This window comes from Bremerella cremea (assembly GCF_039541315.1).
Lineage (GTDB): Bacteria > Planctomycetota > Planctomycetia > Pirellulales > Pirellulaceae > Bremerella > Bremerella cremea.
The window spans coordinates 368,477-394,096 of sequence record NZ_BAABFZ010000005.1 but is presented as its reverse complement, the minus strand read 5'-3'; the positions used below and the strand labels follow the sequence as shown (position 1 = coordinate 394,096).

Annotated in this window: 20 protein-coding genes; 7 read left to right on the top strand and 13 right to left on the bottom strand. The window is 56.8% G+C overall.

Features of this window, described 5'->3' with window-relative positions; genetic code table 11:
- Positions 1-19: 19 nt before the first annotated feature.
- The 11 genes from ABD890_RS18555 to ABD890_RS18505 all read right to left on the bottom strand — a co-directional run bounded on the left by ABD890_RS18555 (position 20) and on the right by ABD890_RS18505 (position 12,458).
- The gene (locus tag ABD890_RS18555) at positions 20-2,332 is read right to left on the bottom strand and encodes a YidC/Oxa1 family insertase periplasmic-domain containing protein (protein WP_345093216.1); all 2,313 of its coding nucleotides are present in this window, start codon (positions 2,330-2,332) and stop codon (positions 20-22) included.
- Between the two features lie 418 nt (positions 2,333-2,750).
- Positions 2,751-3,731: a DUF1559 family PulG-like putative transporter gene (locus ABD890_RS18550; RefSeq protein WP_345093214.1), complete on the bottom strand. Its 981-nt coding sequence runs from the start codon at positions 3,729-3,731 to the stop codon at positions 2,751-2,753.
- A gap of 181 nt (positions 3,732-3,912) precedes the next feature.
- On the bottom strand, positions 3,913-4,320 hold the full coding sequence (locus ABD890_RS18545) for a carboxypeptidase regulatory-like domain-containing protein (RefSeq protein ID WP_345093212.1): 408 nt from the start codon (positions 4,318-4,320) through the stop codon (positions 3,913-3,915).
- A gap of 246 nt (positions 4,321-4,566) precedes the next feature.
- On the bottom strand, positions 4,567-5,451 hold the full coding sequence (locus ABD890_RS18540) for a hypothetical protein (protein WP_345093210.1): 885 nt from the start codon (positions 5,449-5,451) through the stop codon (positions 4,567-4,569).
- 195 nt (positions 5,452-5,646) lie between these two features.
- The gene (locus ABD890_RS18535; RefSeq protein ID WP_345093208.1) at positions 5,647-6,483 is read right to left on the bottom strand and encodes a glycerophosphodiester phosphodiesterase; all 837 of its coding nucleotides are present in this window, start codon (positions 6,481-6,483) and stop codon (positions 5,647-5,649) included.
- A 301-nt stretch (positions 6,484-6,784) separates the two neighbouring features.
- Complete coding sequence (locus tag ABD890_RS18530) at positions 6,785-8,467, bottom strand: LamG-like jellyroll fold domain-containing protein (RefSeq protein WP_345093205.1); 1,683 nt, start codon at positions 8,465-8,467, stop codon at positions 6,785-6,787.
- A 3-nt stretch (positions 8,468-8,470) separates the two neighbouring features.
- The gene (locus ABD890_RS18525; protein ID WP_345093202.1) at positions 8,471-8,983 is read right to left on the bottom strand and encodes a sigma-70 family RNA polymerase sigma factor; all 513 of its coding nucleotides are present in this window, start codon (positions 8,981-8,983) and stop codon (positions 8,471-8,473) included.
- A gap of 43 nt (positions 8,984-9,026) precedes the next feature.
- The gene (locus ABD890_RS18520) at positions 9,027-9,485 is read right to left on the bottom strand and encodes a hypothetical protein (protein WP_345093199.1); all 459 of its coding nucleotides are present in this window, start codon (positions 9,483-9,485) and stop codon (positions 9,027-9,029) included.
- Between the two features lie 78 nt (positions 9,486-9,563).
- Entirely contained in the window at positions 9,564-10,667 is a 1,104-nt protein-coding gene (locus tag ABD890_RS18515) for a DUF1559 family PulG-like putative transporter (protein ID WP_345093196.1), read from the bottom strand.
- 237 nt (positions 10,668-10,904) lie between these two features.
- A complete protein-coding gene (locus tag ABD890_RS18510; RefSeq protein ID WP_345093193.1) occupies positions 10,905-11,654 on the bottom strand; it encodes a metallophosphoesterase family protein in 750 nt (249 codons plus the stop codon).
- Positions 11,655-11,705: 51 nt separating this feature from the next.
- Positions 11,706-12,458, bottom strand: a complete 753-nt coding sequence (locus ABD890_RS18505; RefSeq protein WP_345093190.1) for a metallophosphoesterase family protein — start codon at positions 12,456-12,458, stop codon at positions 11,706-11,708.
- Between the two features lie 327 nt (positions 12,459-12,785).
- On the opposite strand from ABD890_RS18505, the gene tsaB reads away from it, so the two are divergent.
- Complete coding sequence (gene tsaB / locus ABD890_RS18500; RefSeq protein ID WP_345093187.1) at positions 12,786-13,466, top strand: tRNA (adenosine(37)-N6)-threonylcarbamoyltransferase complex dimerization subunit type 1 TsaB; 681 nt, start codon at positions 12,786-12,788, stop codon at positions 13,464-13,466.
- 72 nt (positions 13,467-13,538) lie between these two features.
- Here tsaB and hemL read toward each other — a convergent pair whose 3' ends face one another.
- Positions 13,539-14,822 carry a glutamate-1-semialdehyde 2,1-aminomutase gene (gene hemL, locus ABD890_RS18495; protein ID WP_345093184.1) on the bottom strand — a complete coding sequence of 428 codons (1,284 nt, stop codon included), beginning with the start codon at positions 14,820-14,822 and terminating at the stop codon, positions 13,539-13,541.
- 1,211 nt (positions 14,823-16,033) lie between these two features.
- Between hemL and ABD890_RS18490 the strand changes: the two genes are divergently transcribed.
- From ABD890_RS18490 to ABD890_RS18470, 5 genes are all read left to right on the top strand, one after another.
- Entirely contained in the window at positions 16,034-17,377 is a 1,344-nt protein-coding gene (locus ABD890_RS18490; protein ID WP_345093182.1) for a calcium-binding protein, read from the top strand.
- Positions 17,378-17,673: 296 nt separating this feature from the next.
- A complete protein-coding gene (locus tag ABD890_RS18485; RefSeq protein ID WP_345093179.1) occupies positions 17,674-18,771 on the top strand; it encodes an alkene reductase in 1,098 nt (365 codons plus the stop codon).
- Positions 18,772-19,046: 275 nt separating this feature from the next.
- Positions 19,047-21,011, top strand: a complete 1,965-nt coding sequence (locus tag ABD890_RS18480; protein ID WP_345093176.1) for a CASTOR/POLLUX-related putative ion channel — start codon at positions 19,047-19,049, stop codon at positions 21,009-21,011.
- Between the two features lie 414 nt (positions 21,012-21,425).
- Positions 21,426-22,394, top strand: a complete 969-nt coding sequence (locus ABD890_RS18475; protein ID WP_345093173.1) for a DUF1559 family PulG-like putative transporter — start codon at positions 21,426-21,428, stop codon at positions 22,392-22,394.
- A 43-nt stretch (positions 22,395-22,437) separates the two neighbouring features.
- Positions 22,438-22,851, top strand: a complete 414-nt coding sequence (locus ABD890_RS18470; RefSeq protein WP_345093170.1) for a carboxypeptidase-like regulatory domain-containing protein — start codon at positions 22,438-22,440, stop codon at positions 22,849-22,851.
- Positions 22,852-22,950: 99 nt separating this feature from the next.
- On the opposite strand, the gene ABD890_RS18465 is transcribed toward ABD890_RS18470, so the two are convergent.
- Complete coding sequence (locus tag ABD890_RS18465; protein WP_345093167.1) at positions 22,951-24,405, bottom strand: catalase; 1,455 nt, start codon at positions 24,403-24,405, stop codon at positions 22,951-22,953.
- Positions 24,406-24,691: 286 nt separating this feature from the next.
- Between ABD890_RS18465 and truB the strand changes: the two genes are divergently transcribed.
- Positions 24,692-25,582 carry a tRNA pseudouridine(55) synthase TruB gene (gene truB, locus ABD890_RS18460; protein ID WP_345093164.1) on the top strand — a complete coding sequence of 297 codons (891 nt, stop codon included), beginning with the start codon at positions 24,692-24,694 and terminating at the stop codon, positions 25,580-25,582.
- Positions 25,583-25,620: the final 38 nt, after the last annotated feature.

Genomic DNA, 25,620 nt, shown 5'->3' with positions numbered 1-25,620 from the left:
CTCCTCGGTCAGACCCGGCCTAGCGTTTCTTCTTGCTTTGACGAATGCGAGGCTGCTTGATGTCCTCTTTCTTCGCTTCGATCACCGTTGGAATGTTCTTCGGCTTCGGCAACAGCTTCCGCTCGAGGATGCCCCAGATGCTGGAGGTGATGAAGTAGATACAGAGTCCGGAGGGAACCTTGAAGAACATGATCCCCATGAAGATCATCATGAACGTCATGATTCGCTGCTGGACCTCTTGTTGTTCGTCCTGAGGTGGAGGCATGAACAACTTCTGCTGCACCAGGAACAACGCCACAGTTACCAGCGGCAGAATGTTCAAGTAAGGACCGAGGCTCAGGAAGCCGGTTGGACGCGAAATGAATTCCGGCATCCAATCGCCCCAGAAAAGCAACTGGTCTGGTGCGGCCAGGTTCGAGCACCACGAGATCCCAGGGATCAGCGGGGCTTGGCGCAACTGGAAGTCGACCGCCAACGCACGGTACAGCCCCAGGAAGATTGGCAACTGGATGAACATCATCAGACAGCCGCCGACTGGGTTAAATTTGTGCTTCTTGAACAGATCCTGCTGGGCCTTCAAGCGGCCTTCTGGATCGTCCTTGTATTGGTCGCTGATTCGCTTGATCTCGGGAGCCAAGGCGGCCTGGATCTGCATGTTTTTGGCTTGCTTACGGCTAATCGGGTGCATCGCACCACGCACGGCCAAGGTCAGCACGATGATCGCCAGACCATAGTTGCCCAGCACCGCGTAAAGGCCGTGCAGAACCTGCAGCAGCAGCCACGAAACCGCACTGAACCAGCCGTAGTATTCGACATTGCCCAGACCGTAGTGCTGCAGCACGCTGGTCTCTTTCGGACCGGCGAAGATGCGGAACTTCTGCGTAACCGTTTGGCCGGCACCCAGTGGATAGGCCTGGCTTTGCAGCAGGAATGAGCAGTCGGTCTTCGGTTCGTAAGCTTCGTTGATCGGAGCAATCGGAGCCCCGGCAGCCTTCGACATCTGGAACTTCGGATCGCTGCCTTCGTAATCGAGCAGCAGCGAGCAGTTGAAGTATTGAGCGTCGACACCGGCGTACTTGGTCTTGTCGGTGCTGCCGGCAGCCATCAGCGGTGTCCAAGGATCGGCACCTTCTTTTTGGGCCTGATCGACGAGGCTGTGCACGGTGAAGAGGGTGAATTTGCCCGTGTCGAGCGATTCCCAGGTCACGTCACGGATACCTGCGGTACCCCAGCCACGGCTGATCTTGTGGGCGTACCACCAACCTTCCAGCGGCAAACCGGTCGGGCCGAACTGACGATAGGCAACCGGGAGGCTGTCTTCCGATTCGTTGTGCAGTTCCAATTGGTACTGAATATCGAACCCTTCGACCGACTTCTGTTCTTCGGTCACCTTGGGCAGCGAGAACTTTTTCACCAGACGCAGCTTGCGGTTTTCGCCCAACTGCTTGAGGTCGCTGGGGAACAGCGTCATCTCGAGGTGGACTTCGCTTTCCGAGACCTGGGTCACCTTCCAGTTGCTGTCGATCAGCGAAGGGAGACCTTTGATCTCCTTCAGTCCATCGCGGGACGACAGGGCACCGACCTGGGCCAGCGAGGTCAAGAATGCGGGCGGATGGTCGACAACCTTTGGCAGCCCGTCGGGGCCATCGATGGTGGAGGTATCGGGCTTGATGACTTCGATCGGATGCTTGCGCAATTGGATCGCGAAAGTAACTTTCGTGGCGGCCGCGTCCCCTTCGCCTGGACGATCGACAACGACTTCGATCTCTTGACCAGGTCGCGTCTTCTTCAGCGCCTCGCGGAAGGTGGCGATATCAGTGACCGAAGTGCCATCGACCGAAACAATCTGGTCGCCTGGCTTCAAGCCGTTGGCCGCGCCTTCGGTCTTCGAGGTTGCTTCGGCAGCAGGAGTGCCAGGACCCACGACATGAATTTTGACACCCTTGCCATCGGTTTCGTCGAAGGCGAGCTGACCTAGGTAGCCACCATCGTCATCGTGCTCGTAGCTTTGAAAGTTCGGATTGCTCAGCTCGACACGGTGGATCGAACCGCCGCGCGAGTCTACCGTCACCAGCATGCGATAGCCAGATTCAGGATCGATCGATCCGAGCGTGGCGAAGGTTCGGTCGTAGACGACCTTATCCTCTTCCACATCCTCGGCACCTTCGCCTGGTTTGTTATCGGCAGGCGTGTTCGCTTTTTCGTCGAACTCAACGATCTCTTCTTGATCGAGCTCCGGTTTCGGTTCCGGAGGATTCATTCGATTAAAAAGGTTGAACGTTAGCAGCAGCGAAGCGGCAAGCAAAAGAAACGTAATGTGGCGCCGTTCCACGAGCGAAGGTCCTTGGAATATCAATATTTTGCGGGGTAAACATGGCCGGGCATGCCACTAGATTGTGGCACTGTCGCCCAGACACCTGCCAGGGCGGCCGGCCGCTTCAATTACCCATGAATTGGGGGAAGCGAATCAATCCGCCCCATTCTCACCTTTAAGGCCGTGTTTGGAAACGCCACAACTCTTCTTCGAGCGGATAACGACCATATTTGCCAGAAATCGGGAGAGTTAGGCAATTTATCGCGGAATGTTACGCGTTCAAACGCCCCTTCCCGGGATACCGGCCCCGAATTTTCCCCAACCGAGCCCTGCGGTCAGCCCACATTCCGGCACGAAAAAAGGCACCCGACCGCCAGATATTAGGAGGTCAGGTGCCTTGAAGAACTCATGGCATCGCCGCGGGGCTGGCTGCGGCTTAGAACTCGCCGACCACCTGGCCATCCGAACGATCGGAGATCCGACGGTAGATGTTGATGTCGATCGTTTCCGGCAGGAAGCGAACCGAGGCATCCGACATCGAGATCATGATCCCGCCAGGGTGGGTGCTGTTGTTGATCCAGTCGTGCCCCCAGTTTGCCGAAGAGCGACCAATCAGATATGTGGCCGAACCGCCGCCGAATGACAGGACGTCGTGACCAAACACGCCGGAGTGCCAACTTGCGGCATTTCCCACGTAGCGGCCACCGATCCAGATGCCGGCTTTGAAATTGCAGACCGACCCGCCGCAGTTCAACTGGCTGGCGGAATCTTCTTTGCCACCACTTTCGGCGACGAGGATCGTGTTGGTGGTCCCGTCGGTGATATCTCGCATATGGATTTCCGAAGAGGTCCAGAAGACCCCCTTCTTGTCATTGGCTGCGTAGGTACCGGCGTTTCCTTTGTAATTGCACTTGGCGTAGCCACCACGCTTGTTGTTGATCATTGGAAGAGGATCGGATGGGCAGGCGTAGGCGGTGATGGCAATCTTCGAGGCGTCGATCGGGTCGTTCGCCGAGCCATCATGGTTCTTATCCATCCAGTGATGACCGAAGTTGCCGGTCTGCGTTTGGACGGCGTCGTACAGGGCATTCTGTTCGACGAAAGGCAAGATCAAAGCGGACCATGCCAAACCATTGGCATTCTGTGCGGCCGTTTGCGAGTTGCCTTCGATGAACGCCGGGTCGGTATCGACCAAGCCCGGTGGGAAGATGTTGAAGGTGTCGTGATAGTTGTGCATCGCCAGGCCGATCTGCTTCATGTTGTTCGAGCAGCTCATGCGGCGGGCAGCTTCACGGGCCTGTTGCACGGCGGGAAGTAGCAGTGCGATCAGGACGCCAATAATCGCGATCACGACCAACAACTCCACCAACGTGAAGCCGTGGCGATCGCCAGCGGTCTTTGGGTTCCGAAGCGACATGGAACGATCCTCAGAAAAGGGAAAACAGATTTTGATGAAAAGAGAGGTAGGGCAGCCCTGAAAGAGCGGACCTTGAATTAGCTGCGTGGGTGTTGTTTCGAGTTTTCAAACCACATGCGATAAGAAATTCCGGCCTGGGGCAACCGGAATTTCTCGCATGCAGTGGGGCATGACTTGGAAGTTACTTTGAGGTCAGCTCGAAGTCTTGGACTGGGTTGTCCTTGCTGACATTACGGGTCAGGGTCGACTTGCTGTTGTATTTGGCTGGAATTGGGTCGCGATAGTTCGGGGCTGGTGGGCCTTCGAGAACCGTTTCGATTCGGACTTTGTTCTCGCCCACTTCGGCGCCCTTGGCTCCGTCACGGAAGTTCAGCTCGTAGTGGCCTTCGGCATCGGTCTGACCAAAGGCGACCTGACCGTTGGACGACTCAAACGAAACCGAGGCATTCGCCAACGGTTTGCTGTCGAGAGTGACGGTTCCGGTGACAGGGGCAAGTTCCGGCAAGTCGGAAGGAGCGGAGGTGCAGCCGGAAACGGCTAGAATTCCAACGAAAGTCATCAGGAGGGAGGCAAGGCGAGGCGAACGCATGTGGGGCACCTAGAGGGACGAAAAATTCAAATTTAATAGATATGCTTTACTATTGCGAAGGATAAGGATGCGCATTTCACTTGTAAACCTTTCCGAAGGGGGGAATTCGCCGATATCTACCAAAATCTTGGCAGTTTAGTACGGCCCATAAGAAGTAAGGGGCAGATGTCGCCTTACATCTGCCTCTGAAGAGGTGTTTGTGGCCCCTGGGTGATCACTGCCTGTCATGTCAGATCGGGCAGGCCGTTAATAGATCCCGTTATGGTTAGTCCGGCGATCAGGGCTGATGCCTCGGCCGGCGGACGAGTCTTGGTACGCGGCGCGGAGGTTGTCGATGTCTTCTTTCGTGACCTGGGCGTTGGTTCGGATCTTGCTGGCGATCACCCAGGCCGCCTTCCAGGTATCGTGGGCGTCGAAGTCTTTCCAACTGCTGGGCCATGTGCTGCCGCGTACTTTCTGCAGATAGACCATCTGAACGACGTAGGCGAAGCATTCCTCTTGGATCATGCCGGTGTAAACACCTTGGCTCCGCCGGTAGTCGAAGCTGGCGTGGACCGCCTCGTGCACGATCATGCTTCGGTCGACGGCACTTTCGCCGAGCGTCGAGAGAATCATCGTGTCGGTTTCCGGGACATATTCCGCAGCATGGGGATGACTTCGTTGCAGGCGAACATCGATCCGGCGGACGTTCACCAGGTAGCCAATCTTGGCGAAGTCATGCGCGCTCATCGAAAGCCCGAGCCCAGCCAGGGAGACATGCATGCCTTTGACGGCGGATGAATTGAGCGTCCGGCTAACCAGCAGCCAGGCATCTTCGTCCTCGGAAGTGGGCGGCGTCCACGATGCCGGCGGGATATAGACGTATTGCTTCTGCGTGCAGGGCTTGCCGAAACCGTAGTTCTTGCCATCCTTGGTCGTGCGGCGGCATCCGACCAAATGATGAAGGCACCAGTTCACTTCGTCCGCGTTGCGGGTCTGGAAGTTGTAGACAATCAGATCCCAAGGGTCCGAACGTCCATGGACAGCGGCCAAGATCCACCAATCGTCGGCATCGGTCACTTCGACTTTCTTTTGATACCCTTTGGGTGGCCAAACCGGATCGAGTGCCGGCTTCTTCAAATATGGTGCCATCGCGACGTTCCCCTTGTGCATGATGCCGTTGCCTTGCTGCAGGGGTTATCGCCATTGGGGAACCATGGTTGCGTAGATTCTGCGAGAAGTTGCCAGGCCGATGGCGAGCAGAAAGATAGCTGAATCTCGAAGAAAGGCCCACGGAAGCGATCCGCAGGCCTTTGGTTGGTAACCAGAGTTGGGCACTCGAAGCGTTTACTTCGCGGCGACTTCTGGCAATTGTTCTTTCACACTTTGGATGACCGTCGGGATATCGGTGCAGTGGACTTCGATCCCCAAGCCAAGTGCCATGTAGTAGTCGTTCACGGCGCGGCCGGGCCAGCAGCTCACGATCATTCCGTTCTTGTGGGCCTCTTCGATGGCGGCACGCGATGTCCCTTCGATGCGGCATGCCATGCGATTGGTACCCAGCGCTTTAGCGCGTTCGATGAACTCGGTCGAGCAAGGCTTACTGGCGATCAGCATGAAAGGAGCTTTCGCATCGATCTCGTGAATCGCCTTCAAGGGACGTTCGTCAAACGAGGTGAAGACATAGGTCGAACCGGCGGGCTGCTGGGCCGTGGCTGCCTTGTGAAGCTTCTGGCAATACTCGGCGATGCGGCTGTCAGGGTATAGCTTCTTGTTCTTGGTCTTCATTTCCAGTTCGAGGTAAACGCCTGGCTTGTCGGCGAAGAACTCGAGCAACTCGTCGAGGTACAGCAGCTTTTGCCCCTTCTTGGTCACGACCTCTGCCAGTTCGTCAACGGTCTTTTCTTCGACGGGACCGGTGGCCTGATGGGTGCGATCGAGGCTGTCGTCATGCAGCACGACCAGCACGCCATCTTTGGTCATGCGAATATCGGTTTCATAGCCACGGATGCCGCGATCGTAACACGCCCGGAAACCTTCCATGGTGTTCTCTTCGTATTCGTACGCACCGCCACGATGGGCGACGATGATCGGACCCTGGTCGGCAGCCGACAGCGAGGTGATGCTCGTTAAACAGCAAACAACGATTAGCAATGTCGCGAGAGGGAAGCGTTGGTGGGGCATGATTCATTCTGCAAGGGGAAGGGAGGGGAAGGCAGCTTTGTTGCTTTTCGCGGCTATCGTAAAACCTTCCCAGACCATTTGCCAACCACCGATTTCAAGTTTGCGCAGGGAAGATCGTCAGCCATCGATCGACGTGCGCTTCAAGAAGATTCATTTTGCGGAGAAGCGAGAATTGACGGTCGGAGCGACGCCTGGCGTACCTCACAGGTCTGGAAAAAACGATGCTTGAAGTTGTCGCTCGACCGGAAAGGGGCGTCGTAAAGTTCGTGTTAATTGTCGCTAGGCGACTCGATCGCACCCCTTACTTCGTCGGCGCTACGGCCGGAACGTTCTCGAACAATTGCGAGAGTTCGTCCGGGGTCAATGCGCGATCGAAGATCGCCAGTTCGTCGATTCGGCCATGCCAATAGCCAGGGTTGCGATCGTCGGGCTGACTGCAGTCGTGGCTCAGCTTGGCCCCAATCGCCATCGACGGAGGCCCATTGGTTGCCAGCCCATCGCAGCGAGCCGACGCGACCTCGACCGCGTTGCGATAGAGCCGCACGTTCTGGCCATCCGCCACGAACGCCACATGCTGCCACTGACCCAGTGGCAGCGGTTGGTACTCGCGCAGCTTGATGACGTTGGCATCTTTATCACGAACTTGAACTTCCAGATCGCCAGTGTAATCGTGCAGCCCGAAGTGGAACTGACCGCCGATGCCGTAAGGGCTGTTGTTCTCGTCGAACTCGATCGACCAATGCTTGGCGATCGCGGCCCAGCGTGGTCGACTGTTCGCTTTCACCCAGGCACAAACGGTGATCGCACCTTTTTCGACCGGGACATAGCGTGGCACCTTGGCATAGGCGCCGGCGTACGGCCCTTCCAGGTAAAGCGAGCTGCCGATGCGACCGGGTTTGAAAGGTGGATTGATCATGTGATCCGCCAGCAAAATACCATCGGAATGGTTCGGGCCTTGATCGGCCAGGATCACGCCATCGACCGACGGTGCCATGCGATAGAGTGAAACCGGATCGAGGTTGGTAATGAGTTGCTGGTAGGCCTCATCACCTTCAGGCGTTTCGTTGAGGTGTCGGAAGAAACGATCCATCGCAATGTCGATGCCTTCCGGAATACCGCTAGTCCCGAGGACGCGAGTTGCCTGGTTGGCATTCAGTTGCACTCGTTCCTGATCGACCGGGGCTAGTTTCGGAGCTACTTTCACTTCGCCGCTGAAGACGTGGACTTCGCTGGTCTGGTTGGGCAGCACGTCGACGGCGAACTCGGTTCCGAAGTCGGTCAAATCGATTGAAGGGGTCTCGACCGAAAAGCCGATTCCTTCGGGCGAGACACTTGCCGACAAACGCCCCCGATGCATGATCATTTTCATGTCGCTGACGATTTCAAAATCGGCCGGCGACTCGATCAACACTTCGACGTTGTTACGAAACTTCACTTCCGCGAACCCGTCGCTCAAGCGGTAATGCCCACTGCGAAGGGAATCGCCCTGACGAAGATTGGTCGGCAAGTCTTCCGCAAAGAGCCGTGCACCGCGACCGGTAACAAACGTGGCGAAGATCGTGCGTTCGGACCAGGGAACTCGTGGCGGCTGGATCGCTTCAGGAACGTCAGGCGTCGATGGTTCGACTTGGGCGACTGGTGCTTGTTGCCGTAGGGCCAGGTAAATGCTCGAACCCAACGTCAGCATGCACAGCACACTCGCGGCCAAGGCAAAGCGTTGCCACCAGCGAAGTGCTTGAAGCCGGCTGGTGCTTTGTTCTGTGGGAAGCCGTTCGGAAAGCATCGGATCGAAGTCAACCTCCGGCAGTACGCCATGTTCCCAGGCCAGCATGGCGTGGGCCTGGCAATACTCGGCGTAAAGCTGTTGCGCCTCGCGATCATCGCGCAGCAGTTCAGACAGGCGATCTCGCTGGGAATCCGAGAGGTGATCGTCGAGTAGCAGATTGATCAGTTCGGTTAGTTCTTGCTGTTTCTGTGAATCCATGGCTTAGGCATTCTCCGATAATCCAGCTCGGACGCAACGAATCAGATTCTCACGAGCTCGAAAGAGAATCTGTTTGACAGCGTTTACTTTTCGCTGCGTTTCTTCCGCGATCAATTCCAGCGTGGCACCTCGGCGGTAGCGCCTTTGAATCACATCCCGTTGTCGTTCGTTCAGCTTCTGTATGCAGTCCCGCATCAAGCGTTGCCGCACGAGAAACGTCTGATCACTTTCTGACGCGACATGGGCGATCTCGGACAACATGTCGTCGTCGAAGATCAATTTGTCTCGCTGCTGCCGTTTGCGATGGGCCAAAACCTGGTAATAGGCAATACGAAACGACCAGGCGACGAAGTTCGTCCCCAGGTCGAAATCGTTAGCGCTTCGCCACAAAACCACGTTCGTCTGCTGCAGCACATCGTCGGCTTCGTTGCGGTCGAAGACCAGCGAGAGGATGTATGCGTACAGGCGGCTTTGGTGCGAAGTCAGGAGCTGGATAAATTCGGCGGAATCGGTCATGGCGATTCCTGCGCTTGGGCCGGCATTCGAAGGATCAAATCGCTTATTTGGATTGAAGGTCGAGCTGGATGTTGTTGCTGCCCTCGGTCACCGTCGCGGTTAGACCTGACGTGCGAACCGTTTCGTACTTCTGCGGAACGATATAGGTCTTCTTGCCCATCGTTTGTCGCGACGAAGACTCGGGCGTGGGGGCCACAATCGCCTTCCGTACCGTGACCTGGTACTGCCCGGGCGTCGTTCCGCTGCCGACTTCGACCTGATTTTCTTCCGGGGGATTCAACACTGTGAGCGTAAACTTTCCGGCATTGTCCGTAAATCCAGAGGCTGCCAGGCCCTCGCCATTCTCGGCGGGAAGGAACTCGACGGTGGCTCCGTCGACCGTTTGACCATCCAGGGTAACGACCCCTTCGACCAGTTGTGTATTGAGGTTATTGCCACTGCCACAGCCGACCAGGCCGACGAGCAGGACGAGAAGACTCGTGCGAAGAAGGTGTTGAGACATATGCGCACCAAGATTGGGGTAAATGAAGTAGCGCCTCGGCTCCCCTGCCGAGGCGAGGATAAACTGGCAGGTTATGAACTAAGGGGTTTTGGCAACTTCACCACCGGAGCTCGTTCCCAGGGCCCCCCAGACACCACGAAGCGAAGCACCAGCATAGGCCTGCGGATTCGAGGAAAGGATGTCCGACTCGGCTGCGGTCAGATTGCCGGTGTCGATTGTATCGGGAACAAACTTCACCGCACCGTCGGCGAAGACCACGTTCACGCCGCCTGGGTGGTAGCTGCTGGCGGTCATCAATTCGTGATCGATCGTTCCGCCGCTGTCGTTGGAGCACGAAGGAGAGTTCGGCGGAAGGACGACGTGCCACTGCGTGAAGACCGTATGGGCATCCGACCAACGCCAGCCAGGCAGTTCGTTATCGCCACGGGTATAGACCGAACCGGTCAGCGAGCCATTGGGACCTTTGCGGGCAGCACACACACTTGGGGCGGCACCGTTGCTGTGACCGACACCATTGGCAACGTTCTGGCCGATCTTGGTGCTGTTCGGCACGCCGATTCGCATTTCTGAGATCATCATCGTGTTGCTCGAGCCATCGGTGAGGCTGCTGAACTTCTTGGTCACGCGGTACTGGTTACCAAACACGCCGCGACATTCCCACCAATCCCAGTTGTTCCAATAGTCACCACGATTGACGTGGTAGCTGTTGCGACCTTGATCGTTGGCCCCTTTGCTGCCGTTGCCATCGGATGGGCAGAGAATGGTTGGAATCTGGTTTCGTAGCAGTGTGGTGCCATTCCAGGGATATTCCGACCCGACGTGCGTCGACGTCAATTGATCGTACATGGCTTGTTGTTCGATGAACGGAAGCAATACGGTCAGGTAGCTCCAGCGGCCACGGTCGTCGTGGTGATATTCGTCTGGATTGGTGCGAGTTCGATCGGCGAAGGCATCTTGGTGCGATCCGCCAGGAAACTTGCCGAAGGTATCGTGGAAGTTGTGGCAGGCGAGGCCTAGCTGCTTCAATTGGTTGGTGCACTGCATGCGGCGCGCAGCTTCGCGCGCTTGCTGAACGGCGGGCAAGAGCAGGGCGATCAGCACACCAATAATGGCGATCACCACCAGAAGCTCCACCAACGTAAAACCAGAACGATTGGGTTGCAAACGCTTGAACGTATGCATGGATGAGGACTCCTTCTCGAGAGAAGTAACGCGTTTCCTGAGGTGGAAAAACGCTAGGAAAAGAGGCTTGAGGTATGGGCGAATAGCGATCGCCGCGAAGGGGTTACGGAATTTTGCCAGGAATCCGTGAAAATCTTGGCTGAGCCAAGGATCACCTTAGAGGCGGCACTAAGGTCGGAGGGAAGAACCTCCGGCAAGAGTTGTGGCGAGAGCAATGTTTAGGGAAGGGAAGAGGCCTTAGTGCCCTTCGAAGAGTCGCTCGCCCTGGCCGTCGTCAAGGTCGTCGATGCCTCGAATTTTGTCGGCCGTGATGTTTTGATCGTACTCAACGCGGCGGAACGTGACCGACTTCTCGTCGACGATCACATAACAGCTGCGTGGGTCGCCATCGCGTGGCTGGCCAACACTGCCAACGTTGATCATCGCTTTCTCGCCATTGAAATAATACGTCGAGTTTTCGAAGTCTTTCGGGCTGACGAACTGAGCCGATTCGTAAAACACGCCTGGAACGTGGGTGTGTCCCTGGAAGCAGACATTCGGAATCAGCGAGAAGATCTTCTCGAGCTTCTTCGGATTGTAGATATCTTCCGGGAAGACATACTCGCTCAGCGGATTGCGGGCCGAGCCATGGACGAACAACCGTCGTTCTTCTTGATGGGTGCGAGGCAGTCCGCAGAGGAAATGCCACCGGCTGAGTGCTTCTTCCTGCGATCCGCCCGTTTCCAATTGGCGACGGGTCCAGAAGATCGCCTGTTCGGCCCCTTGGCTGAAACCTTCGGGGTCGAAGAGGGCAGCTTGATCGTGATTGCCCAGGATGCAGAGATCGAAACTGCGAACGATGTCGACGCATTCGCGAGGATTCGGACCATACCCGACGACATCGCCCAGGCAATAAATCCGATCGACCTGCTGCGACTCGATATCGGCCAGCACCGCGGTAAGTGCTTCCAGGTTGCCGTGAATGTCGCTGACAACAGCCGTTTTCATCGTGGGCTCGATCTCTTGCAATGCGGGAGGCGGATAGCCGCGGCGTGGTTGTTAACGACCATCCCGCAGACGGTCACCCAGCATGTTATCTAGCTGAGGTGTGTCGTAAATCTTCTTGGCAGTAACGCTCGAATCGTAGTCGACGCGACGGAACACGACCGACTCGTCGGTCAGGATCACGTAGCAAGCGCGAGGATCGCCATCGCGAGGCTGGCCAACGCTACCGACGTTGAACAACGCTTTCTCGTCGCCAAATCGGTATTCGTGGTCGCACTCGTCCGGGCCAAAGAACTCGAGGCTTGGCGTGAAAACGCCAGGAATATGCGTGTGACCCTGGAAGCTGAATTTCTCGACGCGGTCGAAAAGGTTTTCCATCTTCCGTTGATTATAGACATCTTCCGGGAAAACATATTCGTTGGTTGGATCTCGAGGCGAACCATGCACAAACAGGCGCGTCGGTTCGACGTGCGTGCGAGGCAGTTCCCCCAGGAAGTCCCAGCGTTCGTTCACAGCTGCGGCGCCGCCGGTCGAATTGTCGATCTGGTCGCGGGTCCAAAGAATGGCTCGGAAAGCTACCGGATTGAAGCCTTCAGGATCAAACAGAGCGGCTTGATCGTGGTTCCCCAATAGGCACATGGCACATTTGCGTCGCACCATGTCGAGGCATTCGACGGGGTTCGGCCCATAGCCGATGACATCGCCCAGGCAATAGATCTCGCTGATCCCTTGCTGTCGAATGTCGTCCAAGACCGCGTTTAAGGCTTCCAAGTTTCCGTGGATGTCGCTGATTAGGGCACGTTTCACGCCCGACTACCTTTCCGAGTCTATGGGTCTGGGGTCGATCTCGCAGCACACGATCGAAAGACTGGCACTTTCGTCACGCTACGGATCCGTATCGAGGGAAGCAGTCGCAACCTGATATAGGATATAAATTTAGGTTGAAGCAACCCTACGGTCAAGATAACCCAAAAACAATGACAATGGGCATCTTGGGGCAGAGACGCTGCCTGCCAACTCGAACCGAACGCTGAGTTCGGGTAAGATCGGCCAAATCGTGCGTCAGTCACTACTTCCGTTATGGCGGGTAGGTGACTCTCCTCACCCCATTGTTCGTGTCCAGGAATCGAATTCTTGAAGACGCTTGCACTCGATACATCGACCCGGCAAAGTTCGTTGGCCCTCTTTCAAGGCTCCGAATTGCTGCTTGCCCAGTGGTTCGATCCGAACATGCCGACTACGCAGGCCATAACACCCCTGCTGCGGGATTTGGTCGCCGAGGTAGGTTGGAAACCAACCGATTTGCAGTTGGTGATCGTTTCTCAGGGGCCTGGTTCGTTTACCGGTCTCCGAATCGGGGTGATGACCGCCAAGACGATTGCGTATGTGGCCGGTGCAACGACGGTTGGAGTCAATTCGCTTCGCGCCATCGCGGCTCGCTGCAACGAACAGGTCTCGCGGCTGCACGTGGTCATGGATGCTCAGCGGAACCAGTTCTTCCACGCCATCTACGAATGCAACGACCAGGGCAAGTGCCTGGAAGTGTTGGAAACCGAGATCATCGATCAGGAAGCCCTGATGAAGTCGTTGGTCGCTGGCGAATCGATCACCGGGCCAGGCCTCCGCAACAAGCATCAGTTGGTGCCGGAAGGCGTTCGCGTTGTGGACGAGAACTACTGGGCACCCACCGGAGAAGCGGTGGGACGCGTGGGAATCTCCGACTTCCTGGCTGGCAGGTCGGATGACTTCTGGAGCTTGAATCCAAAGTACTATCGCAAGAGTGCTGCCGAAGAAAAGCTGGAGGCCGAAGCGTAAGCTGGCTTTAATCCTTCGCAGGGAAACATGCTCGTTTCCCTGCTTACCTTCATCCAGCCGCGCGGGCGACTTCTACAACGCCTTGAACGCTTCTTTCGCCGCGCTGATCGTGGCCGTGATGTCTTCGTCCGTATGCGCCGCCGAAACAAAAAGGGCTTCGTACTGGCTGCAGGGGAAATAGACGCCTCGTTCGATCAGTTGCCAGAAGAAGCGACCGTAGGCTGCGGTATCACACTGGGCGGCGATGTCCCAGTTCAGAACGGGTTCGTTGTGGAAGAAGATCGTCAACATGCTGCCGACCCGTCCAGACACGGTCGGAATTCCTGCCGAGCTGGCAGCCGCCAAGAGGCCTTCTTCCAGACGCTTCGTTTTCGCGTCGAGCTCGGGATAAGGATTCGTTTCTTTCAGCGTCTTGAGCGTGGCGATACCGGCCGCGGTTGCCAGCGGGTTGCCGCTTAGGGTACCGGCCTGGAAGACTTCGCCGGCGGGAAGAATGTGCCCCATGATATCGGCTCGACCGCCATAGGCACCGATCGGCAGACCACCGCCGACAATCTTGCCCATCGTGGTCAGATCGGGCGTAATGCCAAACAGTTGCTGGGCCCCACCCATCGCCACGCGGAATCCGCTCATCACTTCGTCCATGATCATGACGGCACCGTAGTGGGTGCACAGCTCACGCATGGTTTCCAGGAAACCCTTGGCCGGCGGCACACAGCCCATGTTGCCGACAACCGGTTCGAAGATCACGCCGGCGATCTCTTCTTTGTGGGTCTCGAATAGCTGGGTCAGGGCCTGGGTATCGTTGTACGGAAGAACGATCGTGTCTTGAGCCGTGCCAGGCGTAACCCCCGGCGAATTCGGTACGCCAAGCGTGGCTGCCGCGCTGCCGGCCGCCACCAACAGGCTATCGACGTGGCCATGATAGTTACCGGCAAACTTGACGATCTTACTGCGACCGGTGAAGCCGCGCGCCAGTCGGATGGCGCTCATGGTCGCTTCGGTGCCGCTGTTGACCAGACGCACCCGTTCGACCGAAGGAACGATGTCGATGATCAGCTCGGCGAGCGTGTTCTCGCGTTCGGTTGGAGCCCCAAAGCTGGTTCCTTGATCGACGGCGGCATGCAGAGCCTCTTTCACGACTGGATGCAGATGCCCTAGGATCATCGGGCCCCACGAGCCGATGTAATCGATGTAGCGATTGCCATCGACGTCGTAGAGATAAGCCCCTTCGCCACGCTCGAACACGATGGGTTCGCCACCGACCGCCCCGAAAGCACGGGCCGGACTGTTGACCCCGCCTGGCATCAAATGCTTGGCTCGGGCAAAAATCTCGTGACTTTTCGTGCGCGACATAAGGGCGGTTCCTCAGGGCAAGATTCGTAGGGGAAACTGGTCCTTATGTTATAGCGGACAACCAGTTCTGACTCTAACCGGGGCCTGCCGAAATTAAGCAGGTCGGCAGCTGCTCCCGGCCCATCACGTTCTCACCCCGTCACCGATCCTATGGAGTTGGATGTTGTTGCCAATGTAGGTTGGGGGCGACCGCGAAACAGGTGTTGCCGCGCAGTTCGAATAGACCGACCGTGTCGAACGATGCCAAGCGACTGCGGTGAAACGCCCTTAATCGTTCGGCAGTAGGGGAACGGCAGAGTCGAAAGTCGGTGAACGAATGCGCGTGGCCAGCTCCCTTCCGTGCGATGTGAAACGGATGCGCGTGGAAAATGGGTTCCCCCCAGCGAAGAGCTGTACTCGCCGACGATCGCACCGCCAGGGGTATCGCCCCCGGTCGCAGCAGGATCTGGAAAGTCTTGTCCAGAAGTGGACGGCCTACCAACAAATGTAAACACAGCCAGTCAGGCCAACACCGCAAGAGCGTGTCACACGTGCAATCAATCGGGAAAAGATGTTCACGGATAACATGCAGTGGTCAATGAATCTAACCGAGGGGCAAAGGCGACCTGCGTGCGGAGGTTCAAACAGGCTCGTCCTTAAGCGGCGCAATCCGGTGAGGGTGTGCCAGTGAGAACATCACGCGAAACCGGCATCCACGTGACGGTATGTTTTCCCAAGGCGATGAAGGAGTTGAATGCCGTCGGGGCGAGAGCTGGTGCTATGTCTTATCACGAGTGACGCTCCAAACGATCTCAATTTCAGAAGAAACGGGCTTTGCGAAGACTAGGTAGAGATACTCAAAACCTTGGAGAATCTATTTATTTATCTTTCACCAGATTCGTTTAAGTCGCTTAGTTTGGGCCGGGTGGGAGGTGTTGGCCAAATCTAGGGGTTAATGGAGCCGCAGCGTTCGGTCTAAGGCAGGTCAGATTCTCGCTGATGGATGGGTGTGGTCAAATTTAGATCAGGTATGCCACGTATGAAGAGTTGGCATGGGAGGAGGTTACGACGATTTCAAAGCTTTTCGTTAGTTGACGAATCATACTCGCTGCCGGTAGAAACACCACCGTTAGGTTGTAACGGTTGTGTCGGATGATGTGGTCATTTCGGCGGGGCTTCCAGCCCGAGAGGCAAACAACGTGTCGACCGCCAGCTTCAGTTAGGAACAGAGCATGAAATCGTCGTTTAGCGCAATGTTAAAGAAGTTCATTCAGGCCAATCGTGGGGCTTCCAAATCGAAACGGAAAAGCCGCGTCACGGGTGGCGTCGCCGCGGGCTATCAGCTCGAAGAACGGGCGATGCTCTCGGTCAACGGTGGTCCTGACAACGACACACTTACCGGCACCGACGATGCCGATCAAATCGCTGGCAATGGCGGCGACGACACGATCTACGGCCTCAACGGAGGTGACGTACTGCTGGGTGGACCTGGCGACGACTTCATCGCCGGGGGTGGCGGTGCGGATACGATCTGGGGCGGTGGTGACGACGATGAAGTCCACGGCGGTGCAGGCTCGGACACCATCTATGGTGACAAAGGCAACGACCTCCTCTACGGCGAAGGCAGCGCCGATACGATCTACGGTGGTGAAGGGAACGACACTATCTCGGGTGGCGGTGGAGCTGACATGCTTTATGGCAATGACGGCGACGACAAGATCAACGGCAACTACGGTGACGATCGCATTGGCGGCGGCGCTGGTGACGACGTCCTATACGGTGACGAAGGCAACGACATCATTGCCGGCGACAGCGGTGACGATCGCATCTACGGCGACGAAGGGGACGACTTCCTGCTGGGCAACACGGGCGACGACAAGCTGTACGGTGGCGACGGCAACGACGAGATCCACGGCGGTGCCGACAACGACATCTTGTTCGGTCAGGCTGGCGACGACCTGCTGTACGGCGAAAGCGGTGACGACATCCTGAATGGTGGCGACGGCAACGACCTGCTCGATGGCGGTTGGGGTGCCGACGAATTGTCAGGTAAGAACGGCAACGACACCCTGGTCGGTGGCAACGGTGGCGATGATCTTTACGGCGACGGCGGCGCTGACGAACTGTCGGGTGGCGGTGGTCGCGATGAACTCGATGGCGGAACCGGCAACGACAAGATCCGCGGTGGTGCCGGTGCCGACATTCTGAACGGTGGCCAAGGTAACGACATCCTGAAGGGTGACGGCGGCAAAGATACGTTTGTCTTCAAAGCAGACGAAGCATCGTCCAACGGAAAGGACGTCGACACGATCCTTGACTTCGCCGATGGCGATAGCTTGCTGTTCGAGGGCTTCAGCAGCGCGTACTCGACCATTAGCTGGGGAACCCAGACCGACGAAAAGGTGAAGTTCACTGCGAGTGCCGAAGAGCTGGAACAACGCGGTTCGTTCGCTACCTTCACGCTGAAAGACGATAACGACGTCACCGTGATGAGCGTTCGTGTATTTGTTGTGGGTACCATCACCCAGACAGAAGTGGAAGCCGCGTTCTACGCTGGTTTCGCCGCGATCGTCTAAGCACGATCGACATCACGATTGAAAACAAAAAGATCGATCCAGCTCGGTGGGCTGGATCGATTTCGTTTCGAGGCTGGTTGTTCGCTCGCTAAGGAACAATTCCCCCCAAGAAGTTTGCGTGAAGGCAAACGTTCTGGCAGAAAGCTTCTCATTTTCTACGTGATCGTTTTGCATATCAGATGACCAATTATGTGGAGGGCCGACACTAGACAACGCAAGGGGTGGCCGACTTGTGGGATGCTGCCTAGAATTCGGCTTCGCTCGCTCTTTCCATCTCTAAACTGGAGACGCTGCCGATGTCGACCCACGACGATGACGTCCTGTTTCAACCGCTTCAGGCCGGGGCGTTTCAGATGCCTCATCGGATTCTGATGTCTCCTCTCACGCGTGCCCGGGCCACCGATCGGATTCCGAATGATCTGATGGCCGAGTACTACACCCAGCGGGCCAGTGCGGCGCTGATTATCTCGGAAGCGACGGCGATCAGCCCGCAAGGTTTCGGTTGGCATGGTGCTCCAGCGATCTACTCCGACGACCAGGTCGCCGGCTGGCGGAAGGTTACCGATGCGGTGCACAACGCCGGCGGTCGAATGGTCGTGCAGCTTTGGCACATGGGGCGGGTTTCGCATCCTGACTATCAAGATGGCAAGTTGCCAGTTGGACCAAGCCCAATTCTGGCCGCCGGCGAAGCTCATACGCCGACCGGAAAGAAGCCCTATGTCGTGCCTCACGAGCTGACCAAGCCCGAGATTCGTAAGATCGTCGAAGACTACGCCACCGCAACGCGACGTGCCCGTGACGCAGGCTTCGATGGGGTCGAGATCCATGGTGCCAACGGTTACTTAATCGACGAGTTTCTGCGTGACGGTTCCAATCAACGCACCGACGAGTATGGCGGATCGAAAGAGAACCGGACTCGCTTTCTGCTGGAAGTGATCGAAGCGGTAACCGATGCTTGGTCGGCCGATCGAACTGGCCTGCGAATCAGCCCGACGATGAACGGAACCGGCATGTTCGACAGCGATCCGATCTCGCTGTTTCGCTACGTCGCGGAAGTTTTGAATCCGCTGGGTCTCGCTTACTTGCATGTGGCGGAATCGATTCGCCCAGGTCGGATCTACAATCCGGATGCACCGCGAGTCACGCCTGAGATTCGTAAGTTGTACGACGGCGTCTTCATTGCCAATGGTGGTTACGATCGAGACACGGCGATTGCTTGTCTGGAGCGTGGCGAAGCCGACGCGATCGCGTTCGGGCAGAAGTTCATTGCCAATCCTGACTTGCCGCAGCGGTTGATGCAGGATGCCTCGCTGAACGAGCCCAACCCGGACACTTACTACTCGCCGGGACCGGTTGGCTATACCGACTATCCAGCATTGGAGTCGGCCGTCTAGCTCCGACTTGGCCAAAACCTCAGGCGTTTCCGGCAGCGGCTGGAAACGCCCAATCTTCACGCGGCTAGCCAACGGAAATCAAGGCGAAAACAGGGAAATCCTCTCGCCGTAAGACTCTGTCAATTCCCGCAGGAAAATGCTGGTTTCGGCATCAGCAGTCGGTTATAAGACTGCCTGTCGAACGGATCGCGGAAAGGTATCTTTCGCGCGATGATCTCGTCTCGCAACCTTGTTGCCGCACCAGCTGAAACGTCTTGCTCCTGTGAGGAATCGCCGTGACTACACCCACTTTGCGTGAGCGCCTGAGGTACAAGTTCGATACGTTCATCTCCAAAGGAGGGCGATCGATCTTCTTCAGCCTGGTGGTCGTGTTTCTGGTGCTGTTCGGATTGCTGGCTGGCCTGCGCGGCGTGAGCATGCTCATGCATCCGAAGGGTGTCTCGCACGAAACGCACGATTCGTTTCTGGGGCAGTCCTACATCATCTTTCTGGAACTGACCGACCCCGGGAACATGAACCAGGATAAGTTCGCTTCGCCGCTGTTCAAGGTCTCTGGCGTGCTGGCCGGCCTGGCTGGGGTAATCATCTTGTCGATGCTGATCGCGTTCATCACGACCGCTCTCGATCAAAAATTGTCAGAGCTGCGGAAAGGGTTCTCACGCGTAATCGAGTCAGATCATACGTTGATTCTCGGCTGGAACCACCGCGTGCCAGAGATCCTTCGCGAGTTGATCATTGCCAACGAAAGTGAAGACGATGCCTGCGTGGTGATTCTCGCCGATCTTCCCAAGGAAGAGATGGACGACTATTTGAAGGTCCATGTTACGGACCGACAAACGACTCGAATCGTGACCCGGTCGGGCAAGCCTTCCGCCAAGCATAACCTGGAAATCGTGTCGTTGCCGACGAGCAAAAGCGTCGTCATCCTGGCATCGTGCGGCGAGTCTGCCAACGAAGCGGAAAAAGCGGCCAGCGATATCCGCACGATTAAGACGATTCTCGGAGTGGTTGCCTCGAAGGAAGAGGGAACCGAGCTCAACATCGTGGTCGAACTGTTCCAGCAGCGCAGCCGCGAGATCGCCGAGGAAATCTCACCGGAGGTGACCGCGATCGACGGGCAAGAGATCTTGGCGAAGCTGTTGGTGCAAACCAGCCGTTCCCTCGGACTGAGCGTGGTGTATGCCGAGGTGCTGTCGTTCGACGGATGCGAACTTTACTTTCACCAGGCCGATTGGAGCGGAATCGCGTTCGGCAAAGCGATCTATCACTTTCCTGATGGCGTCCCGATTGGATTGCGGCATGCGGATGGAACCGTGGTGATCAATCCAGAAAGCGGCCTGATGCTGCAGAAGGATGACGACATTCTGATTCTGGCCGAAGATGACTCGACCATCGAATTTCGATCCGAGCCGGTCGCGGTGCCGCAAACATTACCGCTGGCCGAAGGGCGCAAGAGCGAGCCATCGATCGAACGCGAACTGCTCATCGGTTGGAACGAGAAGGTTCCGCTGATCGTCCGCGAGTATGCCGACTACGTCCAAGCGGGCTCGCAGATCGACATCATGATGCGTGAGCCAACCGATTACGTTCGGCAGACGGTCGCTCAGTTGAACGAGTCGCTGGAGAACCTGACGATTCAGTTGATCGAGTCGAACCCGACTGATATTCCTTCGCTGACAGCGCTGCAGCCGTTTCACTACGACAACATCATTATCCTCAGTTCTGGCGATCAGGAAGCGGATTCCGAAACATCTGATTCAGAAACGATTGTCATTCTGATCCTGCTGCGGCGAATCTTCTCAGAGGCCGGCCCCGACATCGACATCACCAAGACCAAAATCATCACCGAGGTGATGGACTCCGATAACCAGGAACTGGTGGCCCGAGCCGGCGTGCACGACTTCATCATTTCCAATCGGTTCGTCAGTACGATCCTCGCCCAAATCAGCGAAGAAGCGAGTATCAAAGCGGTCTATGACGACTTGTTCTCCGAAGATGGTTCCGAGATCTACCTGAAGCCGGCTCGGCTTTACTTCACCTCGTTCCCGATCGAAGTCTCGTTCGCCGATATGATGGCGATCGCACAGCAGCGCAACGAAGTCTGTATCGGTGTCAAAATCCAGGCAATGGAGACCGACATGCAGCAGAACTTCGGGGTAAAGTTGATCCCAGAGAAGAACACCCGCTGGACGCTCGGGCCAGAAGACCGCCTGGTGGTGGTCGCCGAAGACGAGACTTAGGCAGACCGGGCAGCTTGCGGAGCTCTGGCTATTGATTAGCCACCTTCTGCCCCCATTCCCCCCCGATGGATATCGCCTGTCGGGGGGTTATGGAAAACAGGGAGAAAAATGGCGTGATATTCGCGATCTAGCCCGTAAGTTCTCGTAATGGAGTCGGGGTTTCTATTGAGTCCCAGAAGCGGGGTCACTAGAATTTTGCCAGAACAGAGATAGAAAATCTGACGCGTCCAACCTCCATCACCCACCTTCCGGGCGCGCTGGCATTTCTTACCTACCCAATTTCAAGCCAAGCCGAACCGTTGATTCTTGTTGATCAGGATTCATGCACGCTTCTTTGTGCCTGGTGCGATTCCCCCGAATTCATTCCGTTTCGAATTCCCACCCCCTCCTTCCTACCTAGGAAAGTGCACCCCCATGAAAAAGTCTCGTGGCTTTACGCTCGTCGAGTTGCTGGTGGTCATTGCCATCATCGGTGTGTTGATCGCACTGCTGTTGCCCGCCGTCCAACAGGCTCGCGAAGCAGCTCGACGTATGAGTTGCTCGAACAACATGAAGCAGGTCGGTTTGTCCCTGCACAACTATCACGACACTCATAATGTGCTGCCACCTCAGGCCGCCAAGGGAAGTCACAGCGCCAACTGGTGGGTTCACATCCTGCCGTTCTGCGAACAAGGCAATCTGTACGATCGCTTGTTGGTGAATCAGGGTGGCTTCTGGATGGGTGGTGGCGACACGGCCTCGCTGAACAATAAGGACGTCCTGAATCGCATCGCGCCTCCTTACATGGTTTGTCCTTCGTCGCCGATGGAACTGTTCTGGACCGAATCGAACAGCGCCGGAGCGACCGAGCAAATCGAGCCTTCCTACGTGGCGATCTCGGGCTCGAACAATCACTCGTCGACCGATACCGACGTGAACAGCGGCAACTCGCCGATCTCGGCAGGTGGCATGATTATTCGTATCCGTGCCTTGAACATGTCGGCATGTACCGACGGTACCTCGAACACGATCGTCGTCGCCGAACAAGCGGACTACGTCGTCGACTCGTCCGGCACCAAGTACGACATTCGTGCTTCGTGGCAGGATGGTGGCTGGCACGGTACCAGCCCGATGCAAGAGGTTAAAGGGGCCGGCAGTGTGACCGGAGCCGCCTATCGCTGCTGGAACGAGACCACGGTCATTCGTGGTCTGGGTACCCGTACTTACGATGCGGCCACGATGGGCAACGAAAAGTGCAACTCGCCCCTCATCTCCGCGCACCCAGGCGGTGTGATGGCGTTGGGCTTGGATGGGCACGTGAACTTCCTGGCGGAAACCCTCGACGTGCAAACGTGGAAGAACCTGGTCGATCGCGATGACGGCAACGTGTTGACGATCCCGTAACGCAATCGATTTCATTCACGTTCTAATCGTTGAGAACTTTAAGATGATGCTGAATTGGAAACTGTTTTCGATCGCCCTGGCTGCCGTGGTCATCTGTGGCTGCAGTAAGTCGGAACCGCTTGGTACCGTGAAGGGTGTTGTGACTTTTAAGGGTCAACCAGTCACTGAAGCGACCGTGTCGTTTCGCAATAAGGCGACTGGTGACAGTGCCAGCGATGTCCTGGACGAAGAAGGCAAGTACGAAATTCGTGCTGCCGGTGGGATGGACCCAGGTGACTATCAGGTCATCATCCTGCCTCCAGAAGTCGAAGTCTCGCTCGGACCGAACTCGCCACCCGCGATGAAACCGAAGGACATGCCGAATGTTCCGAAGAAGTACCAAAGTGCTCAGACGAGCACGTTGCTGACGGTCCTCAGGGTCGGGACGAACGAAGTGAACCTGGAACTGTCGGAATAGCATCCACACATTCCAGACCAGCCAAAAAAAGAGCCCGTCGATGAATGGTCGACGGGCTCTTTCGATTTCGAACGTCTGCCTTTGGGCGAGGGAAAACGGTTACTTCCCCTTCACTCCCTTCGCGATACGGTCGCCAATTTCCTGGTCGATGTTCCTCCAATAGGTGAAGGCGCGTTCCAGGACCGGGTCAGAAACGTCCTGGCTCAAGTGGCCGACCACATTCGAGACCAGGCGATCTCGGGCTGCGTCGTCCAGCACTTCGCGAACCAGCGTGCCGGCCTGACCCCAATCGTCGTCGTCCTTCCGCAGCGTGTAAGCTTCGCGGACGAAGTCACCTTGGGCTCCCCAGACATCGTTGACCGGATTCAAACTCGGGTCGGCTTGAGGACCTCCCTTCGAGTTTGGTGCGTAGACTGGATCGGTAACGTTATCGATCCGCATCGCGCCATCTTTGCTATAGCTGTGTACGGGACACTTGGGGCGATTCACCGGAATCTGTTTATAGTTCACACCCATCCGGGCTCGATGAGCGTCGGCATAGGCGAACATCCGACCCAGCAGCATCTTGTCGGGGCTCGCGCCGATGCCTGGTACCAGATTGTTCGGCTCGAAGGCGGCCTGTTCGATCTCGGTGTGGAAGTCGGTCGGGTTGCGATTCAACGTCAGCTTGCCCACCTCGTGCAGCGGATAATCGCCGTGAGGCCAGACTTTCGTCAGATCGAACGGATTGAACCGATACGTTTCCGCTTCCTCAAACGGCATGATCTGCATCTTGAGCGTCCAACTTGGGAAGTTGCCTTCCTTGATCGCGTTGAACAGATCGCGGCGGTGATAGTCGGAGTCTTCACCGGCGATCTTTTCCGCTTCATTTTGGGTCAGGAAGTCGTTTCCTTGATCGGTCTTGAAGTGGTACTTTACCCAGAAGCGTTCGCCCTTGGCGTTCACCCACATGTAGGTATGGCTGGAATAGCCATTCATGTGTCGCCAGTTCTTGGGAATCCCTCGATCGCCCATCAGCCAGGTGACCTGGTGAGCCGACTCGGGCGAAAGGGTCCAGAAGTCCCACTGCATGTCATGGTCCCGCAGGCCATTGTCCGCACGTCGCTTTTGCGAGCGAATGAAGTGCTGGAACTTCAATGGATCGCGGATGAAGAACACCGGCGTGTTGTTCCCCACCATGTCGTAGTTGCCCTCGGTCGTATAGAACTTCAGCGCGAACCCGCGCGGGTCTCGCCAGGTATCGGGACTGCCACGTTCGCCCGCCACGGTCGAAAAACGAATCAGGGTGTCGGTTTTGGTGCCCGGCTGGAAGACGGCTGCCTTCGTGTAGGCACTCACGTCATGGGTTACCTCGAAGGTACCAAACGCACCGGAACCCTTCGCATGTGGCTGACGTTCGGCGATTCGCTCGCGATTGAAGTTGGCCATCTGTTCGATGAGATAATGATCGTGCAGCACGATCGGGCCATCGCGACCGACGGTTAACGAATGCTCGTCACTGGGGACGGGAATGCCGGCGTCAGTCGTGGTCGGCTTGGGCTTGTTGTCGGACATCGAACGAAATCTCCCTGGCATTAGAGGCTTGGATGGTTGTGTAAGGAAGCGTCTGGCGTAGGACGCCATGCGGGTCACGCTTTCCCTTGAGTTCATTGTAGAGATCTCAAACGCCCGTCAAACAAATTGGCGGAACCACGATGCGATCGCTCGGCGAGGGCTTCGTTGGGCTTGACAAGGCAAGCGGGGGCAGGCGTTGTCGGATCTCGCTGAAACCGTTAAGACAAGGGATTGCGCATCGAATTTGTGAATCGACAGGAAGACGTCTTTCGGCGTTTGGGCGGCAATGCACGGCATTCTGAATATCAATAAACCGGCTGGCAAAACGTCTCGCGATATTGTGAACATTGTGCAGCGACAGGTTCGCCCCGCCAAGACAGGGCATGCCGGTACTCTCGATCCACTGGCGACCGGCGTCCTGGTTTGCCCGGTGGGACAGGGCACGAAGCTGATTGAATACATCCAGCGATTGCCGAAAACGTACGAAGCGGTCTTTCTGTTGGGGCGTCACAGCGATACGGAAGACATCGAAGGCGCGGTGATTGAGTTGGAAAGTCCGCCGCAGCCAACATTCGCTGAGATCGAAGCCGAATTGCCGCAGTTTCTCGGAACGATCTCGCAGATGCCGCCGGCTTACTCCGCCCTGAAAGTCGACGGCAAGCGCGCCTACGACCTCGCCCGGCAGGGAAAAGAAGTGAAGCTTGCCAGTCGCGAGATCGAGGTCTATAAGCTGGAGATCCTGCAGTACGAATACCCGCAGCTCTCGATGCGGATTGAATGTGGCAGCGGAACGTACGTTCGTTCGCTGGGAAGAGACCTCGCGCGAAGTCTTGGCACCGAGGCAATCATGTCCGAATTAGTTCGCACGGCGATTGGCGACTTTCGCATCGAGGAAGCACTCAATCCACTCGATAACTTCAATCGAGAAAAGATCGAACAGTCGCTGCAATCGACTTGCCGCGCCGTTCAAGCCTTGCCGTCGGTGGTGGTCGATGCCGAGCAGATTGTTCGGCTCGCCCAAGGGAAGCTGATCGACGTGAAGCCTTCCGCCAGTGGTCAAGCAAGTGGAAACGAAGTTGCGGCCATGACCAGTGCTGGCGAGCTGGTCGCGGTGCTGCAGCCGGGGAAAGAATCGGGCTGGCGATCGGTGAAGAACTTCGCCAACGACTACCTGTAACGGTTCTGCCGAATCTTTCGGCGTTGGCGGATCTGCGA

Coding starts and splice junctions, on each gene's coding strand:
- ABD890_RS18550 (WP_345093214.1), bottom strand. CDS start 3,731: ATGTCGCTTCGGAACCCAAAGACCGCTGGCGATCGCCACGGCTTCACG.
- ABD890_RS18545 (WP_345093212.1), bottom strand. CDS start 4,320: ATGCGTTCGCCTCGCCTTGCCTCCCTCCTGATGACTTTCGTTGGAATT.
- ABD890_RS18540 (WP_345093210.1), bottom strand. CDS start 5,451: ATGGCACCATATTTGAAGAAGCCGGCACTCGATCCGGTTTGGCCACCC.
- ABD890_RS18535 (WP_345093208.1), bottom strand. CDS start 6,483: ATGCCCCACCAACGCTTCCCTCTCGCGACATTGCTAATCGTTGTTTGC.
- ABD890_RS18530 (WP_345093205.1), bottom strand. CDS start 8,467: ATGGATTCACAGAAACAGCAAGAACTAACCGAACTGATCAATCTGCTA.
- ABD890_RS18525 (WP_345093202.1), bottom strand. CDS start 8,983: ATGACCGATTCCGCCGAATTTATCCAGCTCCTGACTTCGCACCAAAGC.
- ABD890_RS18520 (WP_345093199.1), bottom strand. CDS start 9,485: ATGTCTCAACACCTTCTTCGCACGAGTCTTCTCGTCCTGCTCGTCGGC.
- ABD890_RS18515 (WP_345093196.1), bottom strand. CDS start 10,667: ATGCATACGTTCAAGCGTTTGCAACCCAATCGTTCTGGTTTTACGTTG.
- ABD890_RS18510 (WP_345093193.1), bottom strand. CDS start 11,654: ATGAAAACGGCTGTTGTCAGCGACATTCACGGCAACCTGGAAGCACTT.
- hemL (WP_345093184.1), bottom strand. CDS start 14,822: ATGTCGCGCACGAAAAGTCACGAGATTTTTGCCCGAGCCAAGCATTTG.
- ABD890_RS18490 (WP_345093182.1), top strand. CDS start 16,034: ATGAAATCGTCGTTTAGCGCAATGTTAAAGAAGTTCATTCAGGCCAAT.
- ABD890_RS18485 (WP_345093179.1), top strand. CDS start 17,674: ATGTCGACCCACGACGATGACGTCCTGTTTCAACCGCTTCAGGCCGGG.
- ABD890_RS18475 (WP_345093173.1), top strand. CDS start 21,426: ATGAAAAAGTCTCGTGGCTTTACGCTCGTCGAGTTGCTGGTGGTCATT.
- ABD890_RS18470 (WP_345093170.1), top strand. CDS start 22,438: ATGATGCTGAATTGGAAACTGTTTTCGATCGCCCTGGCTGCCGTGGTC.
- ABD890_RS18465 (WP_345093167.1), bottom strand. CDS start 24,405: ATGTCCGACAACAAGCCCAAGCCGACCACGACTGACGCCGGCATTCCC.
- truB (WP_345093164.1), top strand. CDS start 24,692: ATGCACGGCATTCTGAATATCAATAAACCGGCTGGCAAAACGTCTCGC.